At 62.6% G+C, this 22,060-nt stretch carries 21 protein-coding genes; 12 read left to right on the top strand and 9 right to left on the bottom strand.

Going from position 1 to position 22,060, the window contains the following annotated elements; all coding sequences use genetic code 11:
• Positions 1–219 carry a conjugal transfer protein TraD gene (locus ACO07Z_RS22050; protein WP_421700659.1) on the top strand — a complete coding sequence of 73 codons (219 nt, stop codon included), beginning with the start codon at positions 1–3 and terminating at the stop codon, positions 217–219.
• Between the two features lie 44 nt (positions 220–263).
• On the opposite strand, the gene ACO07Z_RS22045 is transcribed toward ACO07Z_RS22050, so the two are convergent.
• A complete protein-coding gene (locus ACO07Z_RS22045; RefSeq protein ID WP_421700658.1) occupies positions 264–1,181 on the bottom strand; it encodes a nucleotidyl transferase AbiEii/AbiGii toxin family protein in 918 nt (305 codons plus the stop codon).
• 5 nt (positions 1,182–1,186) lie between these two features.
• A complete protein-coding gene (locus tag ACO07Z_RS22040; RefSeq protein WP_421700657.1) occupies positions 1,187–1,975 on the bottom strand; it encodes a type IV toxin-antitoxin system AbiEi family antitoxin domain-containing protein in 789 nt (262 codons plus the stop codon).
• Between the two features lie 289 nt (positions 1,976–2,264).
• Between ACO07Z_RS22040 and ACO07Z_RS22035 the strand changes: the two genes are divergently transcribed.
• From ACO07Z_RS22035 to ACO07Z_RS22005, 7 genes are all read left to right on the top strand, one after another.
• Entirely contained in the window at positions 2,265–2,462 is a 198-nt protein-coding gene (locus tag ACO07Z_RS22035) for a helix-turn-helix domain-containing protein (RefSeq protein ID WP_421700656.1), read from the top strand.
• Positions 2,459–4,831, top strand: coding sequence for an EcoAI/FtnUII family type I restriction enzme subunit R (gene hsdR, locus ACO07Z_RS22030; RefSeq protein WP_421700655.1), 2,373 nt, complete (start codon positions 2,459–2,461; stop codon positions 4,829–4,831). Before ACO07Z_RS22035 ends, hsdR begins: the two co-directional genes overlap by 4 nt.
• Positions 4,818–6,377, top strand: coding sequence for a type I restriction-modification system subunit M (locus tag ACO07Z_RS22025; protein WP_421700654.1), 1,560 nt, complete (start codon positions 4,818–4,820; stop codon positions 6,375–6,377). Before hsdR ends, ACO07Z_RS22025 begins: the two co-directional genes overlap by 14 nt.
• Entirely contained in the window at positions 6,374–7,573 is a 1,200-nt protein-coding gene (locus tag ACO07Z_RS22020) for a restriction endonuclease subunit S (RefSeq protein ID WP_421700653.1), read from the top strand. Before ACO07Z_RS22025 ends, ACO07Z_RS22020 begins: the two co-directional genes overlap by 4 nt.
• The gene (locus ACO07Z_RS22015; protein ID WP_421700652.1) at positions 7,570–8,901 is read left to right on the top strand and encodes an SIR2 family anti-phage-associated protein; all 1,332 of its coding nucleotides are present in this window, start codon (positions 7,570–7,572) and stop codon (positions 8,899–8,901) included. The genes ACO07Z_RS22020 and ACO07Z_RS22015 overlap by 4 nt, the downstream gene beginning before the upstream one ends.
• A complete protein-coding gene (herA, locus tag ACO07Z_RS22010; protein ID WP_421700651.1) occupies positions 8,901–10,634 on the top strand; it encodes an anti-phage-associated helicase HerA in 1,734 nt (577 codons plus the stop codon). The genes ACO07Z_RS22015 and herA overlap by 1 nt, the downstream gene beginning before the upstream one ends.
• Before the next feature lie 270 nt (positions 10,635–10,904).
• Complete coding sequence (locus ACO07Z_RS22005) at positions 10,905–13,937, top strand: NACHT domain-containing protein (protein ID WP_421700650.1); 3,033 nt, start codon at positions 10,905–10,907, stop codon at positions 13,935–13,937.
• A 215-nt stretch (positions 13,938–14,152) separates the two neighbouring features.
• Here ACO07Z_RS22005 and ACO07Z_RS22000 read toward each other — a convergent pair whose 3' ends face one another.
• Positions 14,153–14,815, bottom strand: a complete 663-nt coding sequence (locus ACO07Z_RS22000) for a hypothetical protein (protein WP_421700649.1) — start codon at positions 14,813–14,815, stop codon at positions 14,153–14,155.
• 147 nt (positions 14,816–14,962) lie between these two features.
• Here ACO07Z_RS22000 and ACO07Z_RS21995 point away from each other — a divergent pair, with 147 nt between their 5' ends.
• From ACO07Z_RS21995 to ACO07Z_RS21980, 4 genes are all read left to right on the top strand, one after another.
• Positions 14,963–15,199, top strand: coding sequence for a helix-turn-helix domain-containing protein (locus tag ACO07Z_RS21995; protein WP_421700648.1), 237 nt, complete (start codon positions 14,963–14,965; stop codon positions 15,197–15,199).
• 501 nt (positions 15,200–15,700) lie between these two features.
• Complete coding sequence (locus ACO07Z_RS21990; RefSeq protein WP_421700647.1) at positions 15,701–15,919, top strand: hypothetical protein; 219 nt, start codon at positions 15,701–15,703, stop codon at positions 15,917–15,919.
• Between the two features lie 54 nt (positions 15,920–15,973).
• A complete protein-coding gene (locus ACO07Z_RS21985) occupies positions 15,974–16,303 on the top strand; it encodes a hypothetical protein (protein ID WP_421700646.1) in 330 nt (109 codons plus the stop codon).
• Between the two features lie 223 nt (positions 16,304–16,526).
• Positions 16,527–16,928 (top strand): hypothetical protein, encoded by a 402-nt coding sequence (locus ACO07Z_RS21980; protein WP_421700645.1) that lies wholly within the window; start codon positions 16,527–16,529, stop codon positions 16,926–16,928.
• A 104-nt stretch (positions 16,929–17,032) separates the two neighbouring features.
• Here ACO07Z_RS21980 and ACO07Z_RS21975 read toward each other — a convergent pair whose 3' ends face one another.
• From ACO07Z_RS21975 to hypB, 6 genes are all read right to left on the bottom strand, one after another.
• Entirely contained in the window at positions 17,033–17,209 is a 177-nt protein-coding gene (locus ACO07Z_RS21975; protein WP_421700644.1) for a hypothetical protein, read from the bottom strand.
• An 88-nt stretch (positions 17,210–17,297) separates the two neighbouring features.
• On the bottom strand, positions 17,298–18,359 hold the full coding sequence (hypE, locus tag ACO07Z_RS21970; protein ID WP_421700643.1) for a hydrogenase expression/formation protein HypE: 1,062 nt from the start codon (positions 18,357–18,359) through the stop codon (positions 17,298–17,300).
• Entirely contained in the window at positions 18,356–19,492 is a 1,137-nt protein-coding gene (gene hypD / locus ACO07Z_RS21965; RefSeq protein WP_421700642.1) for a hydrogenase formation protein HypD, read from the bottom strand. Before hypD ends, hypE begins: the two co-directional genes overlap by 4 nt.
• A 13-nt stretch (positions 19,493–19,505) precedes the next feature.
• Positions 19,506–19,820, bottom strand: coding sequence for a HypC/HybG/HupF family hydrogenase formation chaperone (gene hypC / locus ACO07Z_RS21960; protein ID WP_421700641.1), 315 nt, complete (start codon positions 19,818–19,820; stop codon positions 19,506–19,508).
• Between the two features lie 12 nt (positions 19,821–19,832).
• On the bottom strand, positions 19,833–21,305 hold the full coding sequence (locus ACO07Z_RS21955) for a sigma-54-dependent transcriptional regulator (RefSeq protein ID WP_421700640.1): 1,473 nt from the start codon (positions 21,303–21,305) through the stop codon (positions 19,833–19,835).
• On the bottom strand, positions 21,302–22,015 hold the full coding sequence (hypB, locus tag ACO07Z_RS21950) for a hydrogenase nickel incorporation protein HypB (RefSeq protein ID WP_421700639.1): 714 nt from the start codon (positions 22,013–22,015) through the stop codon (positions 21,302–21,304). The genes ACO07Z_RS21955 and hypB overlap by 4 nt, the downstream gene beginning before the upstream one ends.
• Between the last annotated feature and the right edge of the window lie 45 nt (positions 22,016–22,060).

The raw sequence follows: 22,060 nt of genomic DNA, 5'->3' as shown, positions 1-22,060 counted from the left end.
ATGCGCACCTGGCAGGTCGAGCGTCGCAGGCGGACGCGGCATCTGATCGAACTCGGCGGCCTCGTGGTTAAGGCCGGGATCGTGGACCTGACCGGCGATGATCGCGCCATGATCTACGGCGCACTGCTCTGGATGGCCGACAAGCTCCGAAGCGAAGAGCGCGACAAGGCGCTGGCGCTGTGGGTTGCGAAGGGAAAGCAGGCGTTCGAGGATAACTGAGCATCAGCACCGACGAAGGACCCGCCCCTTCGATGGCATTGAGGTCAGGGAAAGAGAACGCGCTCCAATGCATCGACCAGTTCGCGCCGTTTGGCATCGGGCAGCTGGGCGAGGTTGCGCTGTTTCCACATGACGGCGGGCAAATGCTGCGCCTCCGGTATCGCGAGAAGTGCCCAATCCGGTTCGCCGCGCTTGAAGCCGGCAAGGAAGCGCCGGTGATCTTCCGGCATGTCGGCGACCATCGCGGCGATGATCGCCACCCGCGCGGCCTCAAGGGCCGCGAGCGCGACAGGCTCCTGAGTCATGCCGGCGAAGCCCCGCGCGAACTCTTCGCCCAGCGGCTTGCGGGTCGGGGCGAGAACTTCGGCCATCGGACGGTTGTGACTGATGACGTAGACCAGAAAGGCGCGGCGCAACTCGTCGCCGATGCCCTCGTTTGCCAAGAGGCTACGCACGTCGAAGAGGTCGCGCGGATGCTGCCGGTCGAAGGCCGCCACGATCTTGCCCGCGTAGAGGTCGGCGAATGACACGACCTGCATTTCGGCGAAGCCGAAGGCGTCTTCGACAACGGGCACCACGCTCATTACAACGGGATCATAGACCGCGCCACGGAGCACTGGCGTCACCTCGATCTTGATCTGCACGCCGTTCGCCCGAACGATCAGCTTGGTGACGATATTCTCGTCGGCGGAACGTGAAGCATTGACGCGCGCAACAGGGATCGCCCGCTCGATCCGTTCCTTGATCCTCAGCATGGCGGCGTTGATTGCCGCGAGCGATGCGGCCCGATCTTCGACCGGCAGATAGGTCAGGTCGATGTCCACCGAGAGGCGCGGCATGTCGCGCACGAACAGGTTGATCGCGGTGCCGCCCTTGAGCGCGAAAGTCCGCTCCTCCGCCACGAAAGGAAGGACGCGAATGAGCAGGGCGACCTGCTGCCGATATGTGTCCAGGAAGGCCATGAACTTCACGGACCTCCAAGATCGGACGGCACGGTGATGTTGTAGCGCGGATCGAGCTTCCCGCCTTTAGCGAGGACGCGCTTGCCCGAACCCAGATCGACGCGGGATACATCGAGCCGGGATCTCCACGCATGGCGGTGGCGGTCGGCGAAGTAGAGAAAAAGCCGCTTCACCTTCACGCTGGCGCAAGCCTCCAGTAGGGCCTGCAAACGGCGTGGGCTCAGATCGCTCATCCCCTCCATCAAGGCGTCGGCCTGATAAAAGCTCTCATGCTCGGGCAGTTCGTCGAGCAGTTCGAGAACGGCGCGCTCCTTGCTGGAATAGCGGACAGGTAAGGTCAGACCACCGGCGCTGACCATGACCGGGTTTGACTCGGGCGGTGCGTCGGCGCCTCCGGGAAACAGCCGCAGGCTGTTGTGCCAATGAAAGGTCACGTCGAGCGGCAAGTCCGCCAGCCAGGTCGGCGGCCGCTTCGGCCCGTAGAGGTGAACCTCGCGCACGGCTGTCGAAAGGTAGTGGGCGTAACCCTGCTGTTCGAGCGCGGTGCGCCCGCCAACGGTCAGCGGAAGGTCCAGAACCGTCTGGAGTGAGACGGCCACCTGCTGCCATGTGAGTGGCGTGCGCGACCGGCGATAGACGCGCCGGGCCGGACTATCGAGCCAGCCCGCGCGAACATACTGGCTGCGCAGTGCGGACGAATAGCCGTGGGCCTCCATCCAGGCGGCATCGGCCAGGAGCCCTTCCGGGAGTTCCTGCTGGAGTCGGTTTAGCTTGCCACCGGAACGCATATCCATGCTTGGTATTCTGGCCGATCTTCAAACCTCTGTCGAGTTCGGATTCCTTGAGATTCGCTAAGTTATACTTTGTGTTTTGCGAAATCTATAAACCGCGCTCAAGACAAATGAGAAGGTTGACCACACCGGATCGTCCTGAAAAGTCCGCTTTGAGGGCGGAACTTTCAATATGATGCTGCGGTAGCCCCGGCCCAACCGCACTCCCCGCCCAGGAAGGGAAGCTACCGCTATCTTCCCTGATTTTCTCCGATCTTCTATACATTTCCCAACTGCGAGTCACGGCGGGCGCATGATCGACGAAATCCTGACAATCCGGGAGGTGGCGGAACTTCTCAAGATTAATGAGAAGACCGCCTACAAACTTGCCCTTGCGGGCGAAATTCCGGGTTTCAAGGTCGGTGGATCGTGGCGCTTCGAGCGGCAGGAGATAACAAATTGGATCAAGCGTAAGGTAGAAGAACAACGAACCGGCAGCGGGGGAGCATGACGAACGAAGCCGATACTTGCAGAAAGCTCGTCGTGCCCAGGCTGCAATCTGTTGGATGGGATAGCGACCCTCATTCCATCGCCGAGCAGCGCACCATCACGGATGGTCGCGTCATTCCCGTGGGCAAGGGCTTCGTCCGCAAGCCGCCCAAGCGGGTGGACTACCTGCTGCGCTACACGCGGGACTTCCCGCTTGCCGTCGTCGAGGCGAAGGCCCGTTACAAATCCGCGACTGATGCCGTGCAGCAGGCTCGCGACTATGCGGAAATTCTCGGCCTCAAATACGCCTACGCCACCAACGGTGCCGAGATCATCGAGATCGACTATTTCAAGGGAACGGAAACGCGCGTCGCCGACTTCCCTACGCCTGACGGCCTTTGGCGGCGCTATCAGGCGGGTAGCGGAATCGACACGCCCGAGCAGGTGGAACACCTAATCGCTCCCTACAACACTGTCGGGGGCAAGCCGCCTCGCTACTACCAGCAAATCGCCATCAACCGGACGGTCGAAGCGATCCTCGCTGGGAGAAAGCGCCTGCTTCTCACGATGGCGACGGGAACGGGCAAGACCATCGTTGCCTTCCAGATTTGCTGGAAGCTTTGGTCGAGCCGCTGGAACCGGACAGGGGAGTATCGCAAGCCGCGCATCCTGTTCCTCGCGGATCGCAACATCCTCATCGACGATCCGAAGGACAAGACCTTCACCCCTTTCGGGGATGCTCGCCACAAGATCGAATCTGGCGAGATCGTCAAAAGCCGGGAAATGTATTTCGCCATCTATCAGGCGCTTGCAGAGGACGAGCGCCGCGCAGGGCTTTTTCGCGACTATCCGCCGGAGTTCTTCGACCTCATCATTGTCGATGAATGCCACCGAGGAAGCGCGCGGGATGACAGCTCATGGCGCGTCATCCTTGATCATTTCAATCCCGCTTACCAGCTTGGCATGACGGCCACGCCTCTGCGCGAGGACAACCGCGACACCTACCTCTATTTCGGGAATCCGATCTACGAATATAGTCTGCGGCAGGGCATCGACGATGGCTTTCTGGCGCCTTATCGCGTTCATCGCGTCGTCACCCAATGGGACGCGGCCGGATGGCGGCCGAGCAGAGACGAGGTTGACCGCTTCGGCCGGACGATCCCCGATGACGAGTACCAGACCAAGGACTTCGAGCGGACCATCGCCTTGCGCGCCCGGACGGAGGCCATCGCACGCCACCTGACCGACTTCCTCAAAAAGACCGACCGTTTCGCCAAGACCATCGTGTTCTGCGTCGATCAGGAACACGCCTCGGAAATGCGGCAGGCTCTGGTCAACCTCAATGCCGACCTTGTGGCGCAGTATTCTGATTATGTGGCGCGCGTTACCGCCGACGAGGGCGCCATCGGGCGCGGCCACCTGTCCAAGTTCCAGGACCTCGAAACCAAAACGCCGGTTATCCTCACGTCGTCGCAGCTTCTGACGACCGGCGTCGATGCGCCCACCTGCAAGAATGTCGTGCTGGCGCGCGTTGTCGGGTCCATGAGCGAGTTCAAGCAGATCATCGGACGCGGCACGCGCCTGCGCGACGATTACGGCAAGCTGTGGTTCAACATCCTCGACTACACCGGCTCGGCCACCCGCATGTTCGCTGACCCGGATTTCGACGGCGATCCGGCTCGGATCACGGAAGAAGAAGTCAACGACGACGGCGAGACCACGGCAACGACGGAGATCATTCCCGAAGGGCAGGAGCCGGAGCCCGCCCCGCCAGAGGAAGGCGAACCCGGCGTGATCGAACCGCCGACCGGCGAGCCGCGCAAATTCTATTTCGACGGCGGCAAAGTCGAAGTCGTGGCCCATCTGGTCCACGAGCTTGATCCGAACGGCAAGCAGCTTCGCGTCGTCAAATACACTGACTACGCTGCCGAAAGCATCCGCTCCCTCGCCCCGACGTCCGCAGAGCTTCGCAGACGTTGGGCTGACGCGGATCAGCGTAGCGAGATCATCGCCGCTCTGGCCGAGCGCGGGATCGACTTCGACGTGCTGGCCGAACAGACGGGCCAGACCGACGCCGACCCCTTCGACCTGCTTTGCCATCTCGCCTTCAACGCGCCGCTTCGCACCCGGCGCGAACGCGCGCAGCGCCTCAAGGCCGAGCGCAAGGACTATTTCGAGAAGTTCTCCCCCGAGGCGCGTCAGGTGCTCGACGAGCTTCTGGAAAAATATGCGGAACATGGCGACGCGCAGTTTGTCTTGCCGGATGTGCTCAAGGTTCCGCCGATCTCAACCCACGGCCAGCCCGCCGAAATCATCAAGCTGTTCGGTGGCCCCGACGAGCTTCGCCGGGCCGTGACCGACCTGCAAGGACTGCTCTATGGCACGAACTAAAAAGAAGAACGGCGCAGACGCCGCACCGATGACGACCTCCCAGATGCTCGGGAGCCTTCTCAAGTCCGCGCGTGACATCATGCGCAAGGACAAGGGGCTGAACGGAGACCTCGACCGCCTGCCGCTGCTGACATGGATCATGTTCCTCAAATTCCTCGACGACCTTGAGCAGCAGCGCGAGGAGGAAACCGCGCTGTCCGGCAAGAAGTTCAAGGCCGCCATCGAGGCTCCGTATCGCTGGCGCGATTGGGCCGCTGATCCGCAGGGCGTCACGGGCGACGAACTGCTTTCCTTCATCAATTCCGACGAAGCCGTGCGTGCGGATGGGACGAAAGGTCCTGGCCTGTTCGCTTACCTTCGGTCGCTCTCAAGCTCCAACGGCGACAACCGCCGCGACGTGATCGCCATGGTGTTCAAGGGCGTCGATAACCGCATGAAGAGCGGCTATCTGCTTCGCGACATCATCAACAAGGTTGGCGGGATTCATTTCACGTCGTCGGACGAGCTTCACACCCTCGGCGCGCTTTACGAATCCATGCTCCGCGAAATGCGCGACGCGGCGGGCGATTCCGGCGAATTCTATACGCCGCGCGCCGTCGTCCGCTTCATGGTGGAAGTCACCGACCCGCGCCTCGGCGAAACTGTCCTCGATCCGGCCAGCGGCACGGGCGGGTTTCTGGTGGAAGCGTACAACCACCTTGAAAAGCAAGTAAAGACCGTCGCCGACCGCAAGCGCCTGCAAAGCAACACCATCACTGGTTGCGAACCGAAATCCCTGCCTTATCTGCTGTGCCAGATGAACCTGCTGCTGCACGGGCTGGACGCGCCGCAGATCGACCCCGGCAACGCCCTGCGCTTCAAGCTCTCGGAAATCGGCGAGAAAGAGCGCGTCGATGTGATCCTCACCAACCCGCCCTTCGGTGGGGAGGAAGAAAAAGGCGTCCAGGGCAACTTCCCCGAGGATCGCCAGACAGCGGAAACCGCGCTGCTGTTCCTGCAACTCATCATGCGAAAGCTCAGGCGCCATCCCACATTGGCGGGCCGCCCGGCGCGAGCTGCCGTCGTTGTGCCCGACGGAACGCTGTTCGGCGACGGCGTATGCGCCCGCATCAAGGAGGAGCTTCTTAAGGAGTTCAACCTTCATACCGTCGTGCGGCTGCCCAATGGCGTGTTCTCGCCCTACACCGGCATCCCGACGAACATCCTGTTCTTCGACCGCTCCGGCCCGACGAAAGAGGTCTGGTATTACGAGCAGCCATTGCCCGATGGCCGCAAGAATTACACCAAGACCCAACCCATGCAGTTCGACGAGTTCGGGGGCTGCATGGCGTGGTGGGCAAAGCGCGAGGAGAACGATCGGGCGTGGAAGGTGTCAGCCAAGGATTTGCTTGACTCGGGCTGCAACCTCGACCGCAAGAACCCACGGGCCAAGGTGGATTTCGAGCATCTGCCGCCTGAGCAACTTGCCGACGACATTCTCCAGAAGGAACTGCGGATCGCCGAGCTGATGCGGGAGATCAAGGCAGTGTTGGGGGCGTCCGCATGACGGCGGAGTGGCACAAGGCACCCATGGGTGAAATCGCCCCGCTAGTGAGACGTCCTGTTCCCACAAAGGCAGAGGAACTATACCGAGAAATCGGAATTCGATCCTTCGGAAAGGGAGTCTTCCATAAAGCTCCAGTCACCGGATTGGACATCGGTAGCAAGCGCGTTTTCACCGTGGAGCCGGGTGACCTGCTCTTCAATATCGTCTTCGCGTGGGAGGGGGCTGTCGCCGTCGCCACCGAAGCCGAACGCGGAATGATTGGCTCGCATAGGTTTCTTACCTGTGTCACCGACAAGTCGAAGGCCGATGCTCGGTTCCTTAACTACTGGTTCGCGCGGGCAGAGGGGCGCGACCAGCTTCTCCGGGCGTCGCCAGGAGGCGCCGGTCGCAACCGGACGCTTGGCGTGGAAAAGCTTGCGGCCATCCACGTTCCGCTGCCGCCGCTCGACGAGCAGCGCCGCATCGTCGCGCGCATCGAAGACTTGGCTGCGAAGGTGGAGGAAGCGGGTAAGGCGCGGTCCTCTACGTTGGGCGAGCTTGCCGCACTGAGCGTCAAGTCGAGGGATGCCATCCTGGGCTTGGTTGCTCCAAGCGGAACACTCGGCGACGTGCTCCAAGGAGCCCCTCGAAACGGTTGGTCCCCTGTCTGCGACAACGACGGCAACGGGACCCCTGTACTCACGCTCTCTGCGGTCACTGGCTGGCAGTTCAACGCGAATGCGTACAAGCGAACATCCTTCCCGACTCGCGCCGACGCGCATTATTGGGCGACCGAAGGGGATCTGCTGATAACGAGGAGCAACACCCCCGAACTTGTCGGTCATGCTGCCATCCACTCCGGCAGTCCCGCCCACTGCATCTACCCCGACCTGATGATGAAGCTGAGGCTCGATAAGAGCCGCACCGACACTCGGTTCGTCTGGTATTGGCTTCAATCCACAGTGGTTCGCGACCACATCAAACGGTCCGCCAAGGGCACAAGCCCGACAATGAAAAAGATTTCGCAGTCCATCGTCGAGGCCATTCCATTCCCTGTACATCTCTCCATCGACCAACAAACAGAGATCGTCGCGAAGCTTCGCACCATCCAAGAAAAGCTCGACGCAGTGCGCGTGCTCCAAATCGAAACCGCCACCGAGTTGGACGCCATGCTTCCCGCCATTCTCGACAAGGCGTTTAAGGGGGAGTTGTCATGACCTTTTTCGCCATCAGAGGAAGCCGACAGCTAACGTCCGAGGAGTTCCTGGCGCATCTTGCGCTTGCGATCCGGCTGGAAAATGTCGGCGTCTTACTTGGTGCCGGCGCCTCGAAAGGCGTCGGCGGCATGGTCATGTCGGACGTGTGGATGCTGCTTGAGAGCGAATACGCTGACCAAATCCAGTTCCTTCGGGACAACCAGTTTCTTGCGGACGGCGAGCTAGGCAATGTCGAACTCTTGCTCGACCGGCTGGAAATCGCCTGCCTGGACGGCGAACGAACCGGCACTGACCTGACTAAGCTGAAAGCGGCGCGGCACGCCCTGCGCAAGGTTGTGCTGCGGGCCGCCATTCTGGACGAAAAGCTATGGTCCGAACCGGATCAGGCGATCCTGAACCCCAAACTTTCGGCCCACATCAGGCTTGTGTCCCGCCTTGCCGGAAACCGCCAACCTGGTCAGGCCGCGCCGTGGGCGTTCACGACCAACTACGACCTTGCGCTGGAGTGGTCGGCCGAGGCGCTGGGCCTCCATTGCGTCAACGGCTTTTCGGGAACGCACGACCGCGCTTTTCGGCCGAGCAGTTTCGATCTTGGTCTTCGCAACGTGCAGGCGCGCGGCGAGGCGCGCTTCGGCACATACAACCTCTACCTTGGTAAGCTGCACGGCTCGATTTCATGGACCGCGAGCAAGTCAGGCAGCGTGTGCGAATTGCCCAGCACCAGCGTGAAGCCGCTGGTGGATCAGTTCATCGCATCCGATCAGCCAGACAACTGGCCGGGTTTCATGATCTTCCCCGGCGCATCGAAATTCGTTCAGACAACTGCTTTCGTATATGGCGAGGTCATCCGCCGCTTCACCGAATTTCTCTCACGTCCGAATGCCTGCCTTATCGTCAATGGCTACGGATTTACCGATGACCACATCAATCGGCTTATCGTTTCGGCGCTACAGAACCCGACCCTGCAACTCATAATCTACCTTCCCGAGATCGACCGCTTGGGCATTTACGACACGCTCGCCGCGACCGGCGAGGCGATCAAGCCCAACGAGCAGCTTAAGCGTCTGCTTCTGGCGCAGCTCCCCCAGGTGACGGTCCGCGGCTTCGGGGCTGGAGGCTTCTTCGACGCACTGGCGAACGACCTACCCGAACCGGCAATGCTGGATGAGGTTTCGGAACGTGCGCGCCAGCTTGAAACGCTTCTTAGGCAGGCCACGAACATTCAGGTGTCGAAGAGGCCAGTCGTGGCAGAGGACACGGACCAGATCGCCAGGGCGGCTCCCGGTGCTGCACCTGCACCCGGCGATGTCACCGAGGATCGGCTTTGATGAGTTCCCGTCGCCCCATCGGATATGTGGTTGAGATCGATGGCCCGCAGCTTCTAGTCAACCTGCTTGACGATTCTCGTGGTCACGTTGCCGGACACCGCGACGGCTTATCGACTGTAGAGCAGCCGGGCGATTTGGTCGGTATCGACGCCGGGGCCGAGACAATCATTCTTCGGATCATGACGGTTGCGTTCGCGGAGCCGCGCGAAGTCCATGCCGCAGGACGCGGGCGATCCTCGAACGCACCACAGGAACCGCTGCGCCAACTTCGTGGCCGGGTTGTCGGCTGTCTGGCCAAGCGCGACGGCAAGCTGATCTTTTCGCCACAGGAATGGCGGCTGCCTGTTCTCGGGGCGAGCGTTTATCCGCTTTCCGACATCGAAACCGTGGCGACTATCGGCGCGACCGGCATCGAGGCGGAACAGATCAGGCTGGGCGCGGACTCGCGGAACCGGGCGGTTGAGGTCTGCGCCAACATCGACCAGGTGCTGGGCCGTCACATGGCGATCCTTGGTTCGACGGGCCAGGGCAAAACCCACTTCGTCGCGGCGGTGCTGCAACAGCTTGTGCGCCTGCCCAAGTCGCGGATCGTCGTGTTCGACGTGAACGGCGAATATACGCCCGCCTTCGCTCACCTTGGACAGCGTGTGAAGATTACGCAGCTAGGCGGCCCCAATGGCGGGCTTCGGATTCCATACTACGCCCTTGGTCGGCACGGCCTGTCCCGGCTGTTGATACCGAGCGAGAAAGCGCAAATGCCGACTCTCCGCTTCGCCATTGAGCATCTGCGTTTTGTCGAAGCGGACGCCCACGGCGCGAAGCCGGTCGGCGAACAGGCAAACGTCCTTTTCGACGATTGCCATACCGGCAATCCCACGCAAGCCAGTCAGGCGATTGCCGCGATAAGGACGGGGACATCGCCTATGGCGAACCTATGGCCGCATATGCGCGCGTTGTCCTGCCTCGCCACGGAATGGTATGTTCTTTCGCCAGGCCGGAATGGGGTAGAACGAAACGCCTTCCAGTATGGTCATATTCAGTCGATGATTAACCGCATACGCGGCTTGATCGAAGATTCGCAATTTACATCGGTTGTGGAGATTTCTGGCGGCGATGGATTAACGCGTCCATTGAGCATGGACGCCGAATGTGCCGCTCTCGTTCGAGAAGTATTTGGGCCGCCTGTCTTCGGCCAGAACGATTGGTCGGTTCACATCGTTGATCTTAGCCGCCTGACCCAGGATCTTATGCCATTTGTCCTCGGTTCACTGCTTGAGATGTTCGCCGCCGAGATCTTCAAGCGCGGCCCCGGCAATACCCATCCAACCATGCTTGCCTTGGAAGAGGCCCACCACTATCTGCGTCAACTACCTGGTGAATCCGACGGCGGACAGCAGGCGCTTGCTTATGAACGACTAGCGAAAGAGGGACGCAAGTTCGGCCTATCCCTACTGATCAGTACCCAGCGCCCATCCGAGGTTTCCCCGACGGTCCTCTCCCAGTGCGGCACATGGGCGGTGTTCCGACTCAATAACGAAGCAGATCAACGGGCGGTCGCATCGGCGGCGGAAACAGCGGGGTTGAACGTATCCCGCCAGCTTGCCGGGCTAGGGCGCGGCGAGGCGATAACTTTTGGCGCGGCGCTACCCGTTCCCACGCGATTGTCTGTGGGCCGGCCCAATCCCGAGCCGGATTCAAAGGACCCTCCTTTCTTGCGGAAGTGGTCAGTCTAGATTTTGGTCTGCACAGCTTAATGCCGACTTCGTAGGCATCCAGATCGGGTGCTCGTGAGTCGGATGCAGCCGATCCAGAGCTAACCAATCTGCCTGGTGGACCGATTGACTTAAGGGCGGTGTTTGCAACAATCCCTCGTTAATTAACGCTAGAGTCGCATTGCACAGTTGGGGACTTTTGAATTGTCTCAACGGGAGCCACCACATTTCTACGACGAGGAGGCCCTTCTCGACCGGCTAACGGCGGGAGTAGTTGAATCAGGCCGGGATGTGGTTTTTGTCACCGGCGCCCCGCTCACTGCTCCGACAGTGGATGGCGGCCCGGGCGTGGCTGACGTTCGAGGTGTCACCAATCTCATACGAAGTCATTTCTCCTCGACCCCTGCCCGGCTGGCGGACTTGAATGCCAAGCTTGAGAACACCACGAATCCATATCAGACCGCCTTCACTTTCTTGACGGGAAGACGGGGGCAAGACGTTGCTAACCGCATCATTCGCCAAGCTGTTTGGATGGCTCGGAAGGATTTCGATCCCGACAAGAGCGAGGCTTTGTGCCATCTGTCGGACGACGAGTTGAAAGCTTATGAGAATGATCTAGCAGCTTGGCATCTCAACCCAGCGGTCGAAGCGCTCGGCCAACTTATCGCGTTGGAGCCGACGAAATTCGGCCGCGCAGTGGTTACGTCCAATTTCGATCCGCTAATTCATGTCGCCATCAAGCGTGCGGGCGGCGAGGCATGGCGCACTGCGCTACATGGCGACGTAGCTCTGGGGGTAAGCAGTGCGGATGGGTGCGAAATTATCCATATCCATGGGTTCTGGAGAGGATCCGACACCCTTCATACCGGCAATCAACTTCTGCAAAAGCGTCCAAAGCTCGCCGGGTCCCTGCTCGACCTTTTGGCTGGAAAGACCGTCGTAGTAATGGCCTACGGGGGATGGGAAGACGTACTAACGAACGCGCTCGGCACGCTAGTGTCGAATCCGGCGGCTTTCCCCGAGGTAATCTGGACCTTTTTCTCCCGCGAACCTCAGCTAGGGGACCACCTTCTCTCGGTCCTCGGACCGGGCATGGATCGCAATCGGGTCACTTTCTTTTCGGGAATCGATTGCCACACTTTCTTGCCACGGCTGGTCGCCGAGTGGCGCTGCATCGCAGTGCAGCGCTCCGATCAAGCTGTTTCATTGCCGCCTCCTATCACGCATTCTGCGGCGGGGGCTGGGACAGGAAATCCCGCCCCGCTTCTTCCCGCGCTCGATTGCGACAGGCCGCCGAGCGTGGAGACATGGGTCGGCCGCGATTTCGAGTTGGCGACGCTCGTCAACTCGAACGCCAAGTTCGTCGCCATTTGTGGTATCGGAGGCCAAGGCAAATCGGCTTTGGCAGCGACATATGCTAAGAGGGTCGAGCTAGGAAAAACAACATTCCAACATTGGGATTGGCGCGACTGCCGGGAAGAAGGGGATCGGCTGCGCTCCCAGGTAATCGCGGCTATCACTCGCCTGTCTGGCGAGGAATTTCAAACCTCCCAGCTCGCGCAAGCGAAGGATGCGGACCTGATCGAAGTCTTCGTTCGCCTTTCGCTTGAAAGGCGAGTGGTCTTCATATTCGACAACGTCGATCACCACGTGGATCTTGAAAAGCGAACGCTAGTGGGTTTTCTCGACCAACTCGTGAAAACCTTCTGTCGATCACCGACAAGCAGCCGTCTAGTCATCACCTGCCGCCCTCAGATCCAGCAAGAGACGGTAGCCGGAATCACCTTGGACATGCCTGGGTTGAGCCTTTCGGAGGCTCAGGAGTTGTTCAGCAAGCGGCTCAGCGCCCATTCCGAAGACCCAACAGACATAGCGACGGCGCACCGCCTGAGCGCGGGACATCCGTTCTGGCTCGATCTCATGGCCGCCAAGGTCGCGAGCGGCCCCAACAACTCCCTAAAGAGCATTCTTGAAGACGTCCGGCGCGGCCGGGACGATGCCCCGGACTTCCTGTCCCCTATGTGGGACGGCTTGACCGAGCGCGACCGCACAGTGTTACGCGGCATGGCCGAAACTGTTCGACCGGAAAACGAAACCACGATTGCAGACATCGTCTCATCGAAGCTCAACTACGCCAAGTTCAAGCGGTCAATGCGTTCGCTGATCTCTCTGAACCTGATCGTCGTCAAGCGCGAAAAGAACGCCCCCGACCTCTACGATCTGCATCCGCTTGTGAGGCAGTTCGTCCGAAGGGCTCACGTTCCGGCGGAACGGGCCGGCTACATAACCCTGGTGCTCGGCCATTACGACGCGATGACGAAGCGCATCGCGAAAATGCTTGGCGTACACATGCCCTTTTCCATGCTCGAGCACTGGTCCCAGAAAGCCGAGATCCAGATCGAGGCCGGCCAAGTGTCAAATGCGTTCTCGACTCTCCACGAGGTTCACAGCGCCCTCATCGGCGGCGGCCATCTTGAGGAGTTTGTGCGAGTTGCTCGCAAGTTATTCGAAACCGTCGATTGGCAGAAGGGCCCGGACGTATCGAAGCATTTCGACGAAGTCCTAAGCGATTTGGTTTCATGCCTCGATGCGACGGAGCAGTTCGCCGATGCCGACGATCTTTTGGAGCGCTACGCCGCCACCATTCCGGAGAAGACTGCGAGATATATCAAGTACTGCGACGTTCGCTGCCACTCTTTTTGGCAGAGGGGTTTCTACGATCAGGCAGCCGTTTGGGGACGACGAGGAGACGATCTGAAAAAGATCTCGAACGTGGACACGCCTTTCGACTGCGAGCACAACTTGGCTCTTGCAACTCGCGACGGCGGCAATCCCGAAGCAGCGTTGAATCTGTTTCTCGGCTCGAAAGAATTGGATCGGTTGTTGTCAGCCGGATTGACGGGAGGCCAGGAAGCTGAGGAGCTTGGCGCGCCACTCTTCGGCAACGTCGGGCGATGCCTTTTCATGATGGGGCGTCTCGATCAGTCCCTCATCTGCTTGCAGCGCTCAGCCATCCTGCTTGAAGAAGACAAGAGTTCGCATCGACTCGGAAACCAGGCCTTCGCCAGGCAGTGGATAGCCGAGTCCCTTATCGCAGCGGGCGATGCCGAGGGAGCTATCGCCTTCTTGGTTTCGGCTGAAGACATCCTAAAATCTACGCTTCCAGTACAAGCTAGGGCTGTTCGGAAGCTGCTAGACAAGGTGTCTATGAACGTAGGAAAGGTCGCGCCGGAGGACGCTCACCGCTCCGTCAAACGTTGGTTGCAGAAGCCGGTCGTCACGTCGATCATTAACGACAACTCCTCGACCGCCGCAGCTGTGTAGAAGGCGGAGCCCCTGAGCGAGGAGACGTTCACGTTCGAATATAGGCTATGGCATGCGACGAGGCGGGCTTTCCTCGCCATATCGCGTATCTCCCACAGGCCAACAGGCCACACCGCCCGCCAGGACCAGCCCAGGGCTGGAAAGGATGGGGCAATGTCACGGACGTTCGAGCGCTCACATCCCCACTTCCTGCATTGGCATCGGGAGCCCCTGCTTCAAATGCAGCCGGCTGCATTATGCCGGTGCAGCTGCATCAAGTCCGCGACATCCCTGCGGATGCGCCGCAATTCCGGCCAGGGAAACTGCCGCTCCTCGGCGCCATCAGCTCCGACGGCGATCAGCACATCGAGCTTCAATGACAGACCGCGTAGAGAGGTGGCATCCGATTCCAAGAGCCTCGCGATCAGACGCTCTTCATCGTCGGATGCCGCCGCCTCTTCCTGTCGGGCGGTGGAGTAGCCTAAGGCGCGATCCGCGTCGTCCCAACGCTTCTGATGCGCGCGAAGCGCGGCAGCCACTTTATCGCGCTGAGCGCGAAGCGACGGCAGATCAGTGACAAGCTCATCGAACTGCCGCAGGGAGGTGATCCGCATTGGTGATGGCAGCTCGGCGGCAGCAAGAACCGCCTGCGGAAAGCCGATCCTCCGCGCGAGTTCGGATTCCAATCGCTGCTGTTTCCGGCATAGAGCGAGCGTGCGCCGATGCGCGGTGCGCCACGCTTTCCACGCAATGATAGCGGCATCTGTCGTGCCGCCATCACGCGGCGCGGCCGCAGACGAACTGTTTAAGGAAGCGCCGCCGACCGTCAGCAGAGCGGCGGATATAATGTCCCTCCGGGATGGCCGGGACAGAGTCGTGCTAATCTCAGAATCAGCCATGATCCGAGCTCCAGACAGCTTGGGTTGTGGTCAGGCCGTTCTGAGCGGGCCAACGCTCTGAACGGCCGCCTAAACGATAATCGTAACCTTGGTACGATAACTCTCGCGACGGCAGCCTTCAATGAATAATCGTATCACCGTTACGAAATGACACCCATCCAGTCGAAAATGGCACGAGTGGCGCTCGGCTGGGGTACCCGCGACTTGGCGCAAAAGGCGAACGTTTCGCCTGACACCATCGCGCGTTTGGAGCGCGGTGAGCGTCTTCGGGCTGGTACGATGGAAACCATCCGTGCCGCCTTTGAGGCCGCCGGCATCGAATTTATTCCCGAGAATGGAGGCGGCGCTGGCGTGCGCTTCCGGAAGCCCTCTGAGTCGAACTGACGGCGCCTTCGCCGACCCATTGGGCCGATGGGGTCATCATTACGGCCGCAGCCGAATAACGGGCCGGAAGCCCGAATTAATCCTTGCGCTCCGCTCAGGATCGCATAGCGTCTCACCGGGATCCAGCACAACCCATATAGCACTTTGAAATTGTTGGCCTATTTGTTGGCTCGACGTATTCTCTGAGAATACTTATCACATACATTTGAATGCTCTGCTTAAGGTATTTTTTGCTTGCTCAGGGAGCCATCTCTTTTCTCCAAGCCTCTGCCCGAAGCCATCACGCTCTTGCAGCTTGGAGTGTTCGTCCCGACCTCTGCTTCCAGACGCGCGCGTGACGGCCAAGTGAGGCGGTCGGCCCCTCCCCGGTCACGTGCCTCTCCTCGGAATGGCCCGGCGCGACACCGACGCTTGCGTGCCCCAGTCTGTCCCACATCGCCGGCCCTGCGGAACCTTCCCGTTCACCAATTGTTAACGAATGTTGCAACGGGAGACTGCCCCATGCTCGCGCGCAAATTCGACGTGGACTCGTCCAGCATCGCCTTCGACCGGCAGCGCGGTCATCTCGCGATGACCCTGCGCCCGCTGATTCCCGCCTATGACGAAGCCGCCGCCCTCGCCCATGGCTGGGGCGTCATGGCCGGGTGCCCCGATATCCGCCGGCTTGTGGTCAATCTTGAACTCGACGCACGGCCCGCTCCACTTCGGCACATGGCGTGAAGCGGAACCCGCTTCGCCGCCACGCGTTTATCCACCTCCCATCAGGAGTGAAACATGGCCACGTCCACCGAACTCGCCGCCCTCTCCAAGGACCTTGACGCGCTGCGCCGCGATGTCGCGAAGCTCGCCGGCTCGCTGGCCAGCCAAGGTGGCGCCAGCGTGAGCCGCTATGCCCGCGAATATGCTCGCCGGGGTGCCTCACGAGCGGGAGCCGCGCTCGACTATGCCGCCGATGGCAGCGCGGATTTTCTTGAGGAGGCGAGCGAGCGGGCGCGCCACGCGGCTGATGAGGTCGCCGCGCAGGTGCGCCGTCATCCCGCCATCGCCTTTGCCGGTCTGCTCACCATCGGCATGGTCGCCTATCTGATCTCCGGCCGCCGCTGAGGCGCTGGGGTATCCGTATGGCGGCCTCGGCCGCCATACGGGCGTCCCCACCGGTGCCAGCCAAGCGGCCCGCGATGAATCACCCCAGCGTCCATCGCCTGACACACCTCGGCGCGCGCAAGCCTGCCACAAGCCTTCCCCGCCACATGTTCGCACGCTTCCAATAGAGGAGCGCCGCAGGTCTCAGGCTCCGCCCTGAGCCTCACAGACGCCGGGGTGCCGCATGACGCGTAATTGGAAACTCAAGGCAGCGACCGCCGCCGCGATCCTCATCGGGGGCTGGCTGTTCCTGCACGGCCGGGATGCCACGACGACCGCGCAATTGACCTGCGAGCGCCATATCGAAGCGGCGACGACGCATGATTTGAGCGAGGACGAGGTCGCCTCGATGCGGGTCCACGGGGACGCCACGAATGGCAAGGTCCAGGGCGCGTTTTTCCGTGCGGGTGTCCTGCGCTATGCCGTTTGCGAATTCGAGAATGGTCAGCCCACGCGCGTCAGCGTCGACGGCAGTGCATGGCCCGATGTCGATCAATCGTCGATCCGCCGGCTGAACGTCTCCCATGCCCCGCGGGGCGCCACAGACGACACCACCGTCTCACCGAGCCCGGCGCCTCACGGCTAAGGTCATCCAGAGCCGTTCCGTGACTTCCGTTCACGCAACGACTTTCACACTCCGACCCGAGACCGTTCCTATCGCAACACCGCTACGCACGTGGCGGAAATGCATCAACGCTTGCGGTCGCCGCGATCGCCCTCGCCGGGCTTGGCGTCGTTTTCGGCCTGCTTGCGCCGGTCCTGGCTCAGCGAGCGGCCGACATCGACGGATTCCTTGAATCGCCCTTCTTCATCGCGGCGGACATAACGCTTGTCGGTCCCGGTATCGATCAGTTCGCGCTTCGACATTTCTCATCTCCCTGCGGGGCGGCACGCGCCGCTCTGCAGGGCCAACGGACGAATCGGCACGCGGGTTCCGCGTCCGCTCCACGCGACATCAACAGATGCGCGGCAGTTGGTCGCCGACCAGCATATCGACGATGCGCTCGCCGCCGAAGCGGGTCTCCATCACCACCCGGCCGGGCCGCGTATCGGTGATACGCCCGATGGCGGCGGCGCCGCTCCCGAGCGGATGCGCCCGCAGCGCCTGCAGGGCGGCTTCCTCCTGTTCGGGCGGCACCACAGCGACGATCTTGCCCTCATTGGCGAGATAGAGCGGATCGAGCCCGAGGATTTCGCAGAAGCCCTGCACATCCGCGCGGATCGGCGTGTCGCGCTCGCGCAGGCGCACGCCGACGCCGCTCGCCGCCGCCAGTTCGTTGAGCACGGCAGCGACGCCGCCCCGCGTGGCGTCGCGCATCATCCGCACGCCGGGGGCGGCGTCGATGAGCCGGTCGATCAGATCGTGCAGCGCGGCACAGTCGCTGGCGATATCGGTCTCCAGCGCGAGGTCACCGCGCGCATTCAGGATAGCCGCGCCATGGTCGCCAACCTGGCCGTTCACCAGCACGACATCGCCCGGCCGGGCGCGCGCAATGCCGACCTCGACCCCGGTGCGCACCACGCCGATGCCCGTTGTGGTGATGAAAAGCTTGTCGCAGGCGCCGCGCGCCACGACCTTGGTGTCCCCGGTGACGATCGGCACGCCCGCCGTGCCGGCGGTCTCAGCCATGGAGCGCGCCACCGCCCGCAGCGTGTCGAGCGCCAGCCCCTCCTCGATGATGACCGCGCAGGACAGCGCCACCGGCCGCGCCCCGCCGACCGCAAGATCGTTGATCGTGCCGCAGACCGCAAGCTTGCCGATATCGCCGCCGGGAAAGAACAGCGGGTCGACGACGAAGCCATCGGTGGTGAAGGCGAGCCGGTCGCCCTGCGCCATCAACGCAGCGAGATCGAAGCGGGCCTGATCCTCCGGAGCGCCTTTCGTGCCCTGGAACGTCTCGATGAACACCTCGTCGATGAGGTCGCGCATGGCGCTGCCGCCACCGCCATGGGCGAGGGTGACCGCCTTCGGCAATTGGCGCCTGGGGATCGCGAGGACGGGAATCGGCGGATTCATGCCGCGCCCTCCAGCTGCGGCGGACGCAGCCCGCCATATTGGTAATAGGCCGCGCACGCCCCCTCGGACGACACCATGAGCGCGCCCAGCGGCATTTCCGGCGTGCAGCCGGTGCCGAACACCGGGCAGGCCCAGGGCTTCATCTGCCCGGTCAGCACCTCACCGCAGCGGCAGGCGGCGGGATCGGCCACCTGCACCTCCTTCACGGCAAACCGCCGCTCCGCGTCAAAGCCGGCATAGGCCTCGCGCAGCCGCACCCCGGAATGGGCGATGGAGCCGAGACCGCGCCACTCGAATGTCGGCCGCAGCTCATACACCTGTTCCACCGCCCCCATGGCGCGCGGATTGCCGGCATCCGGTACGACGCGGGCATACTGGTTCTCGATTGTCGCGCGCCCCTGCTCCAGCTGGCGCAGCACCATCAGCAGCGATTGCAGCAGGTCGATCGGCTCGAAGCCGGCGACCACCATCGGCTTGTTGAACTCCTCGGCGATGAACCGGTAGGGCTCGGTCCCAATCACCATCGAGACGTGCCCCGGCCCGATGAAGCCGTCTATGCCGAGATCGGGCATCTCCAGCAGCGCCCGCAGCGTCGGGATGATGGTGATGTGGTTGCAGAAGAGCGAGAAATTGCCGATGCCCTCGCGCGCCGCCCGCAGCACGGTGAGCGCGGTGGACGGCATGGTGGTCTCGAAGCCGAGGCCGAAGAACACCACCTCGCGCTCCGGGTTGCGCCGGGCCAGCGCCAGAGCGTCCAGCGGCGAATAGACCATGCGCACATCGGCGCCGTCCGCCTTGGCGGCGAGCAGGCTTTTGCGCGAGCCCGGCACGCGCATGGCGTCGCCGAAAGTGGCGAAGATCACTTCCGGCCGTTCGGCGATGGCCACACAATCATCGACCCGCCCCATGGGCAGAACGCAGACCGGGCAGCCGGGGCCGTGGACGAATTCGATGATGTCGGGCAGCAGCCCTTCCAGCCCGTAGCGAAAGATGGCGTGGGTGTGCCCGCCGCACACTTCCATGATGGCGAAGGGCCGGTCGCGCCCGCGCTCCAGCCGCGCCGCCAGCGCCTCGATCTCGCGGATCAGGCCGCGCGCCAAAGCGGGATCGCGAAATTCATCGACATAGCGCATCACGCAACTCCGCTCACGGGGCCAAGGGCGCGGGGGATGGATGGAAAGGCTCGACGCTGCCGCTACGCATCGCCTCGATCTCCCCTTCCGCCTCGCCGATCTCGGTCAACACCTTCAGCGTGGCGGCTGCCTCTTCCTCGTCGATCACGCTCATGGCGAAGCCGACATGCACCAACACCCAGGCGCCGATCAGTTCCGCGAGCGGGCGGCCAGGCTCGGCGACGCAGACGACATCGACGGTGCGGCGCACGCCGGACACATCGACGCTGGCGAGCATCGCCTCTTCATCGACAAGGGCGACGATGCGGCCGGGAATGCCGAGACACATGGCGTTTTCTCCTCAATGGCTGCGGCCGAACGTGCCGTCGCGGGCGATTCCGTAGCGGTCAAGCTTGGCCCGCAGGCCGACGCGGGACAGGCCGAGTTCTTCCGCCGCGCGGCTCTTGTTCCAGCGGCAGCGCAGCAGCGTTTCCATCAGGATCAGCGCTTCCATGCGCTCGATGCGGTCCTTGAGCGGGCCGGTATCCCTTACCGCAAGATCGGCCGCCGTCGCGTTGGCGCTGGAGGCCGCGGCCCCGCGCAGCACATGTGGCGACAGCAGGTCCGCCCCGAGCGGGCCGCCCCCGGCCAGCACCAGCATGCGGGTGAGCTCGTTCTGCAATTCCCGCACATTGCCCGGCCAGTCATAGGCCTCGATGCAGGCCAGCGCCTCCTCGGTGAAGCCCTGGGTGCGCTTGCCATGGGCGCTGGACAGGCTGTCGAGGATGCGCGGCGCCAGCACGCGCAGATCGCCCCGGCGCTCGCGCAGCGGCGGCAGAGTCAGCACCATGGCGGCGAGGCGGTAATAGAGGTCCTCGCGGAAGCGGCCGGCCTTTACCTCGCCGGCAAGGTCGCGATGGGTGGCGGCGAGGATGCGCACATCCACCCGCCGCGTTTCGTTGGAGCCCACCGGGCGGATTTCGCCTTCCTGCAGGAAGCGCAGCAGCTTGACCTGGAAGGCCGGCGACACATCGCCGATCTCATCCAGCAGGATGGTGCCGCCATCGGCCTGGTCGAGCAGGCCGATGCGCGTTGTGTAGGCGCCGGTGAAGGAGCCCTTCTTGTGGCCGAACAGCTCGGATTCCAGCAATTCGTCCGGGATCGCCCCGCAATTGACGGCGAAGAACGGGCGCTCGGAACGCAGGCTGGCATAGTGGACGGCGCGAGCCAGCAATTCCTTGCCCGTGCCGGTCTCGCCCAGCACCAGCACCGGTATGTCGAAGGCCGCGACCTGCGCCGCCCGCCGGCAGACCTCGTTCAGCGGGCTGGCGGGGGTGCGCACCAGCGCATCGAAATGGAAATTGCGCAGCACACGCTCATGCTGCTCGGCAAAGCGCACCTCGGCGGCGGGCGCGGCGAGTTTGAGTTCGAGCGACAGCCGGTCGTGTTCGCGCTGGAGGTGGTAGAGGCGCGCCGCCCCCTGCGCGGCCAAGAGAAGCTGGTCCGGGTGCCAGGGCTTGGTGATGAACTGGTAGATGCCGGCTTCGTTGATGGCGCCGATCATGTCCTGCGGGTCGGTGTAGCCGGTGACGATGATGCGCACCACATCCGGCCAGCGCCGCCGCACCTCAGTGAGAAGGTCGACGCCCGAACGCCCGGGCATGCGCTGGTCGCAGAACACGACCTGCACCCACTCATTCTCCAGAACCTCCAGCGCGCGCGAAGCGTCCAGCGCCGTGAACACCTCGAATTCCTCGCCGAGCACGCGGGCGATCACCTCGACCGAACGTGGCTCGTCATCGACGATCAGGATGCCGGGTCGGGTCTGGCTCACGGCAGTGCCTCCGCCGCCGTGCGCAACGCCCGCGCCCTGCCCTCCGCTTCCGCTGCCAGTTCGGCCAGACGCTGACGCCGGAGATCCCCCAGCCAGCCGAGCCACGCCGCGAGGCCACCGGGCGACTTGGCATTCACATGCAGGATCGACGCGACCGGATTGATGCGCTGAATGTTGCGCTCGATGGCGTCCACATCAACATCGAGATGCGGCAGCAGGTCGGTCTTGGTGAGCAGGACGAGATCGGCGGTCTGGAAGATATCCGGGTATTTCAGCGGCTTGTCCTCGCCCTCCGTCACCGAGAGCAGCGTGACCCGCTTGTCCTCGCCGAGATCGAAGGCGGCGGGGCAGACGAGATTGCCGACATTCTCGATGAACAGCAGCCCGCCCGGCGGCAGCGGCAGTTCCTCCAGCGCATGGCCGACCATATGCGCGTCGAGGTGGCAGCCCTTGCCGGTGTTGATCTGCACGGCGGGGGTGCCGGTGGCGCGGATGCGCTCGGCGTCGTTGGCGGTCTGCTGGTCGCCCTCGATCACCGCCGCCGGCACCCGCGCGCCCAGAGCCCGCAGCGTCTCGACCAGCAGCGTGGTTTTGCCGGCCCCGGGACCGGCGAGAAGATTGAGCGAGACGATGCCGCCGGCCTTCAGCCGCGCGCGGTTTTCCGCGGCGAACGCGTCGTTCTTGGCGAGGATGCCCCGCTCGATCTCCACCAGCCGATTTTCCGCTGGGGCGGCCGGATGATGCTCGTGGTGATG

The sequence above is a fragment of the Ancylobacter sp. genome (assembly GCF_965229075.1).
Lineage (GTDB): Bacteria > Pseudomonadota > Alphaproteobacteria > Rhizobiales > Xanthobacteraceae > Ancylobacter.
The sequence above is the reverse complement of the archived record's forward strand: the minus strand, read 5'-3'. Positions and strand labels throughout refer to the sequence as shown.

What these genes read in the sequence shown, in the direction of transcription:
- ACO07Z_RS22050 (WP_421700659.1), top strand. Translation starts at nt 1, where the DNA reads ATGCGCACCTGGCAGGTCGAGCGTCGCAGGCGGACGCGGCATCTGATC.
- ACO07Z_RS22045 (WP_421700658.1), bottom strand. Translation starts at nt 1,181, where the DNA reads ATGGCCTTCCTGGACACATATCGGCAGCAGGTCGCCCTGCTCATTCGC.
- ACO07Z_RS22040 (WP_421700657.1), bottom strand. Translation starts at nt 1,975, where the DNA reads ATGGATATGCGTTCCGGTGGCAAGCTAAACCGACTCCAGCAGGAACTC.
- ACO07Z_RS22035 (WP_421700656.1), top strand. Translation starts at nt 2,265, where the DNA reads ATGATCGACGAAATCCTGACAATCCGGGAGGTGGCGGAACTTCTCAAG.
- hsdR (WP_421700655.1), top strand. Translation starts at nt 2,459, where the DNA reads ATGACGAACGAAGCCGATACTTGCAGAAAGCTCGTCGTGCCCAGGCTG.
- ACO07Z_RS22025 (WP_421700654.1), top strand. Translation starts at nt 4,818, where the DNA reads ATGGCACGAACTAAAAAGAAGAACGGCGCAGACGCCGCACCGATGACG.
- ACO07Z_RS22020 (WP_421700653.1), top strand. Translation starts at nt 6,374, where the DNA reads ATGACGGCGGAGTGGCACAAGGCACCCATGGGTGAAATCGCCCCGCTA.
- ACO07Z_RS22015 (WP_421700652.1), top strand. Translation starts at nt 7,570, where the DNA reads ATGACCTTTTTCGCCATCAGAGGAAGCCGACAGCTAACGTCCGAGGAG.
- herA (WP_421700651.1), top strand. Translation starts at nt 8,901, where the DNA reads ATGAGTTCCCGTCGCCCCATCGGATATGTGGTTGAGATCGATGGCCCG.
- ACO07Z_RS22000 (WP_421700649.1), bottom strand. Translation starts at nt 14,815, where the DNA reads ATGGCTGATTCTGAGATTAGCACGACTCTGTCCCGGCCATCCCGGAGG.
- ACO07Z_RS21995 (WP_421700648.1), top strand. Translation starts at nt 14,963, where the DNA reads ATGACACCCATCCAGTCGAAAATGGCACGAGTGGCGCTCGGCTGGGGT.
- ACO07Z_RS21990 (WP_421700647.1), top strand. Translation starts at nt 15,701, where the DNA reads ATGCTCGCGCGCAAATTCGACGTGGACTCGTCCAGCATCGCCTTCGAC.
- ACO07Z_RS21985 (WP_421700646.1), top strand. Translation starts at nt 15,974, where the DNA reads ATGGCCACGTCCACCGAACTCGCCGCCCTCTCCAAGGACCTTGACGCG.
- ACO07Z_RS21980 (WP_421700645.1), top strand. Translation starts at nt 16,527, where the DNA reads ATGACGCGTAATTGGAAACTCAAGGCAGCGACCGCCGCCGCGATCCTC.
- ACO07Z_RS21975 (WP_421700644.1), bottom strand. Translation starts at nt 17,209, where the DNA reads ATGTCGAAGCGCGAACTGATCGATACCGGGACCGACAAGCGTTATGTC.
- hypE (WP_421700643.1), bottom strand. Translation starts at nt 18,359, where the DNA reads ATGAATCCGCCGATTCCCGTCCTCGCGATCCCCAGGCGCCAATTGCCG.
- hypD (WP_421700642.1), bottom strand. Translation starts at nt 19,492, where the DNA reads ATGCGCTATGTCGATGAATTTCGCGATCCCGCTTTGGCGCGCGGCCTG.
- hypC (WP_421700641.1), bottom strand. Translation starts at nt 19,820, where the DNA reads ATGTGTCTCGGCATTCCCGGCCGCATCGTCGCCCTTGTCGATGAAGAG.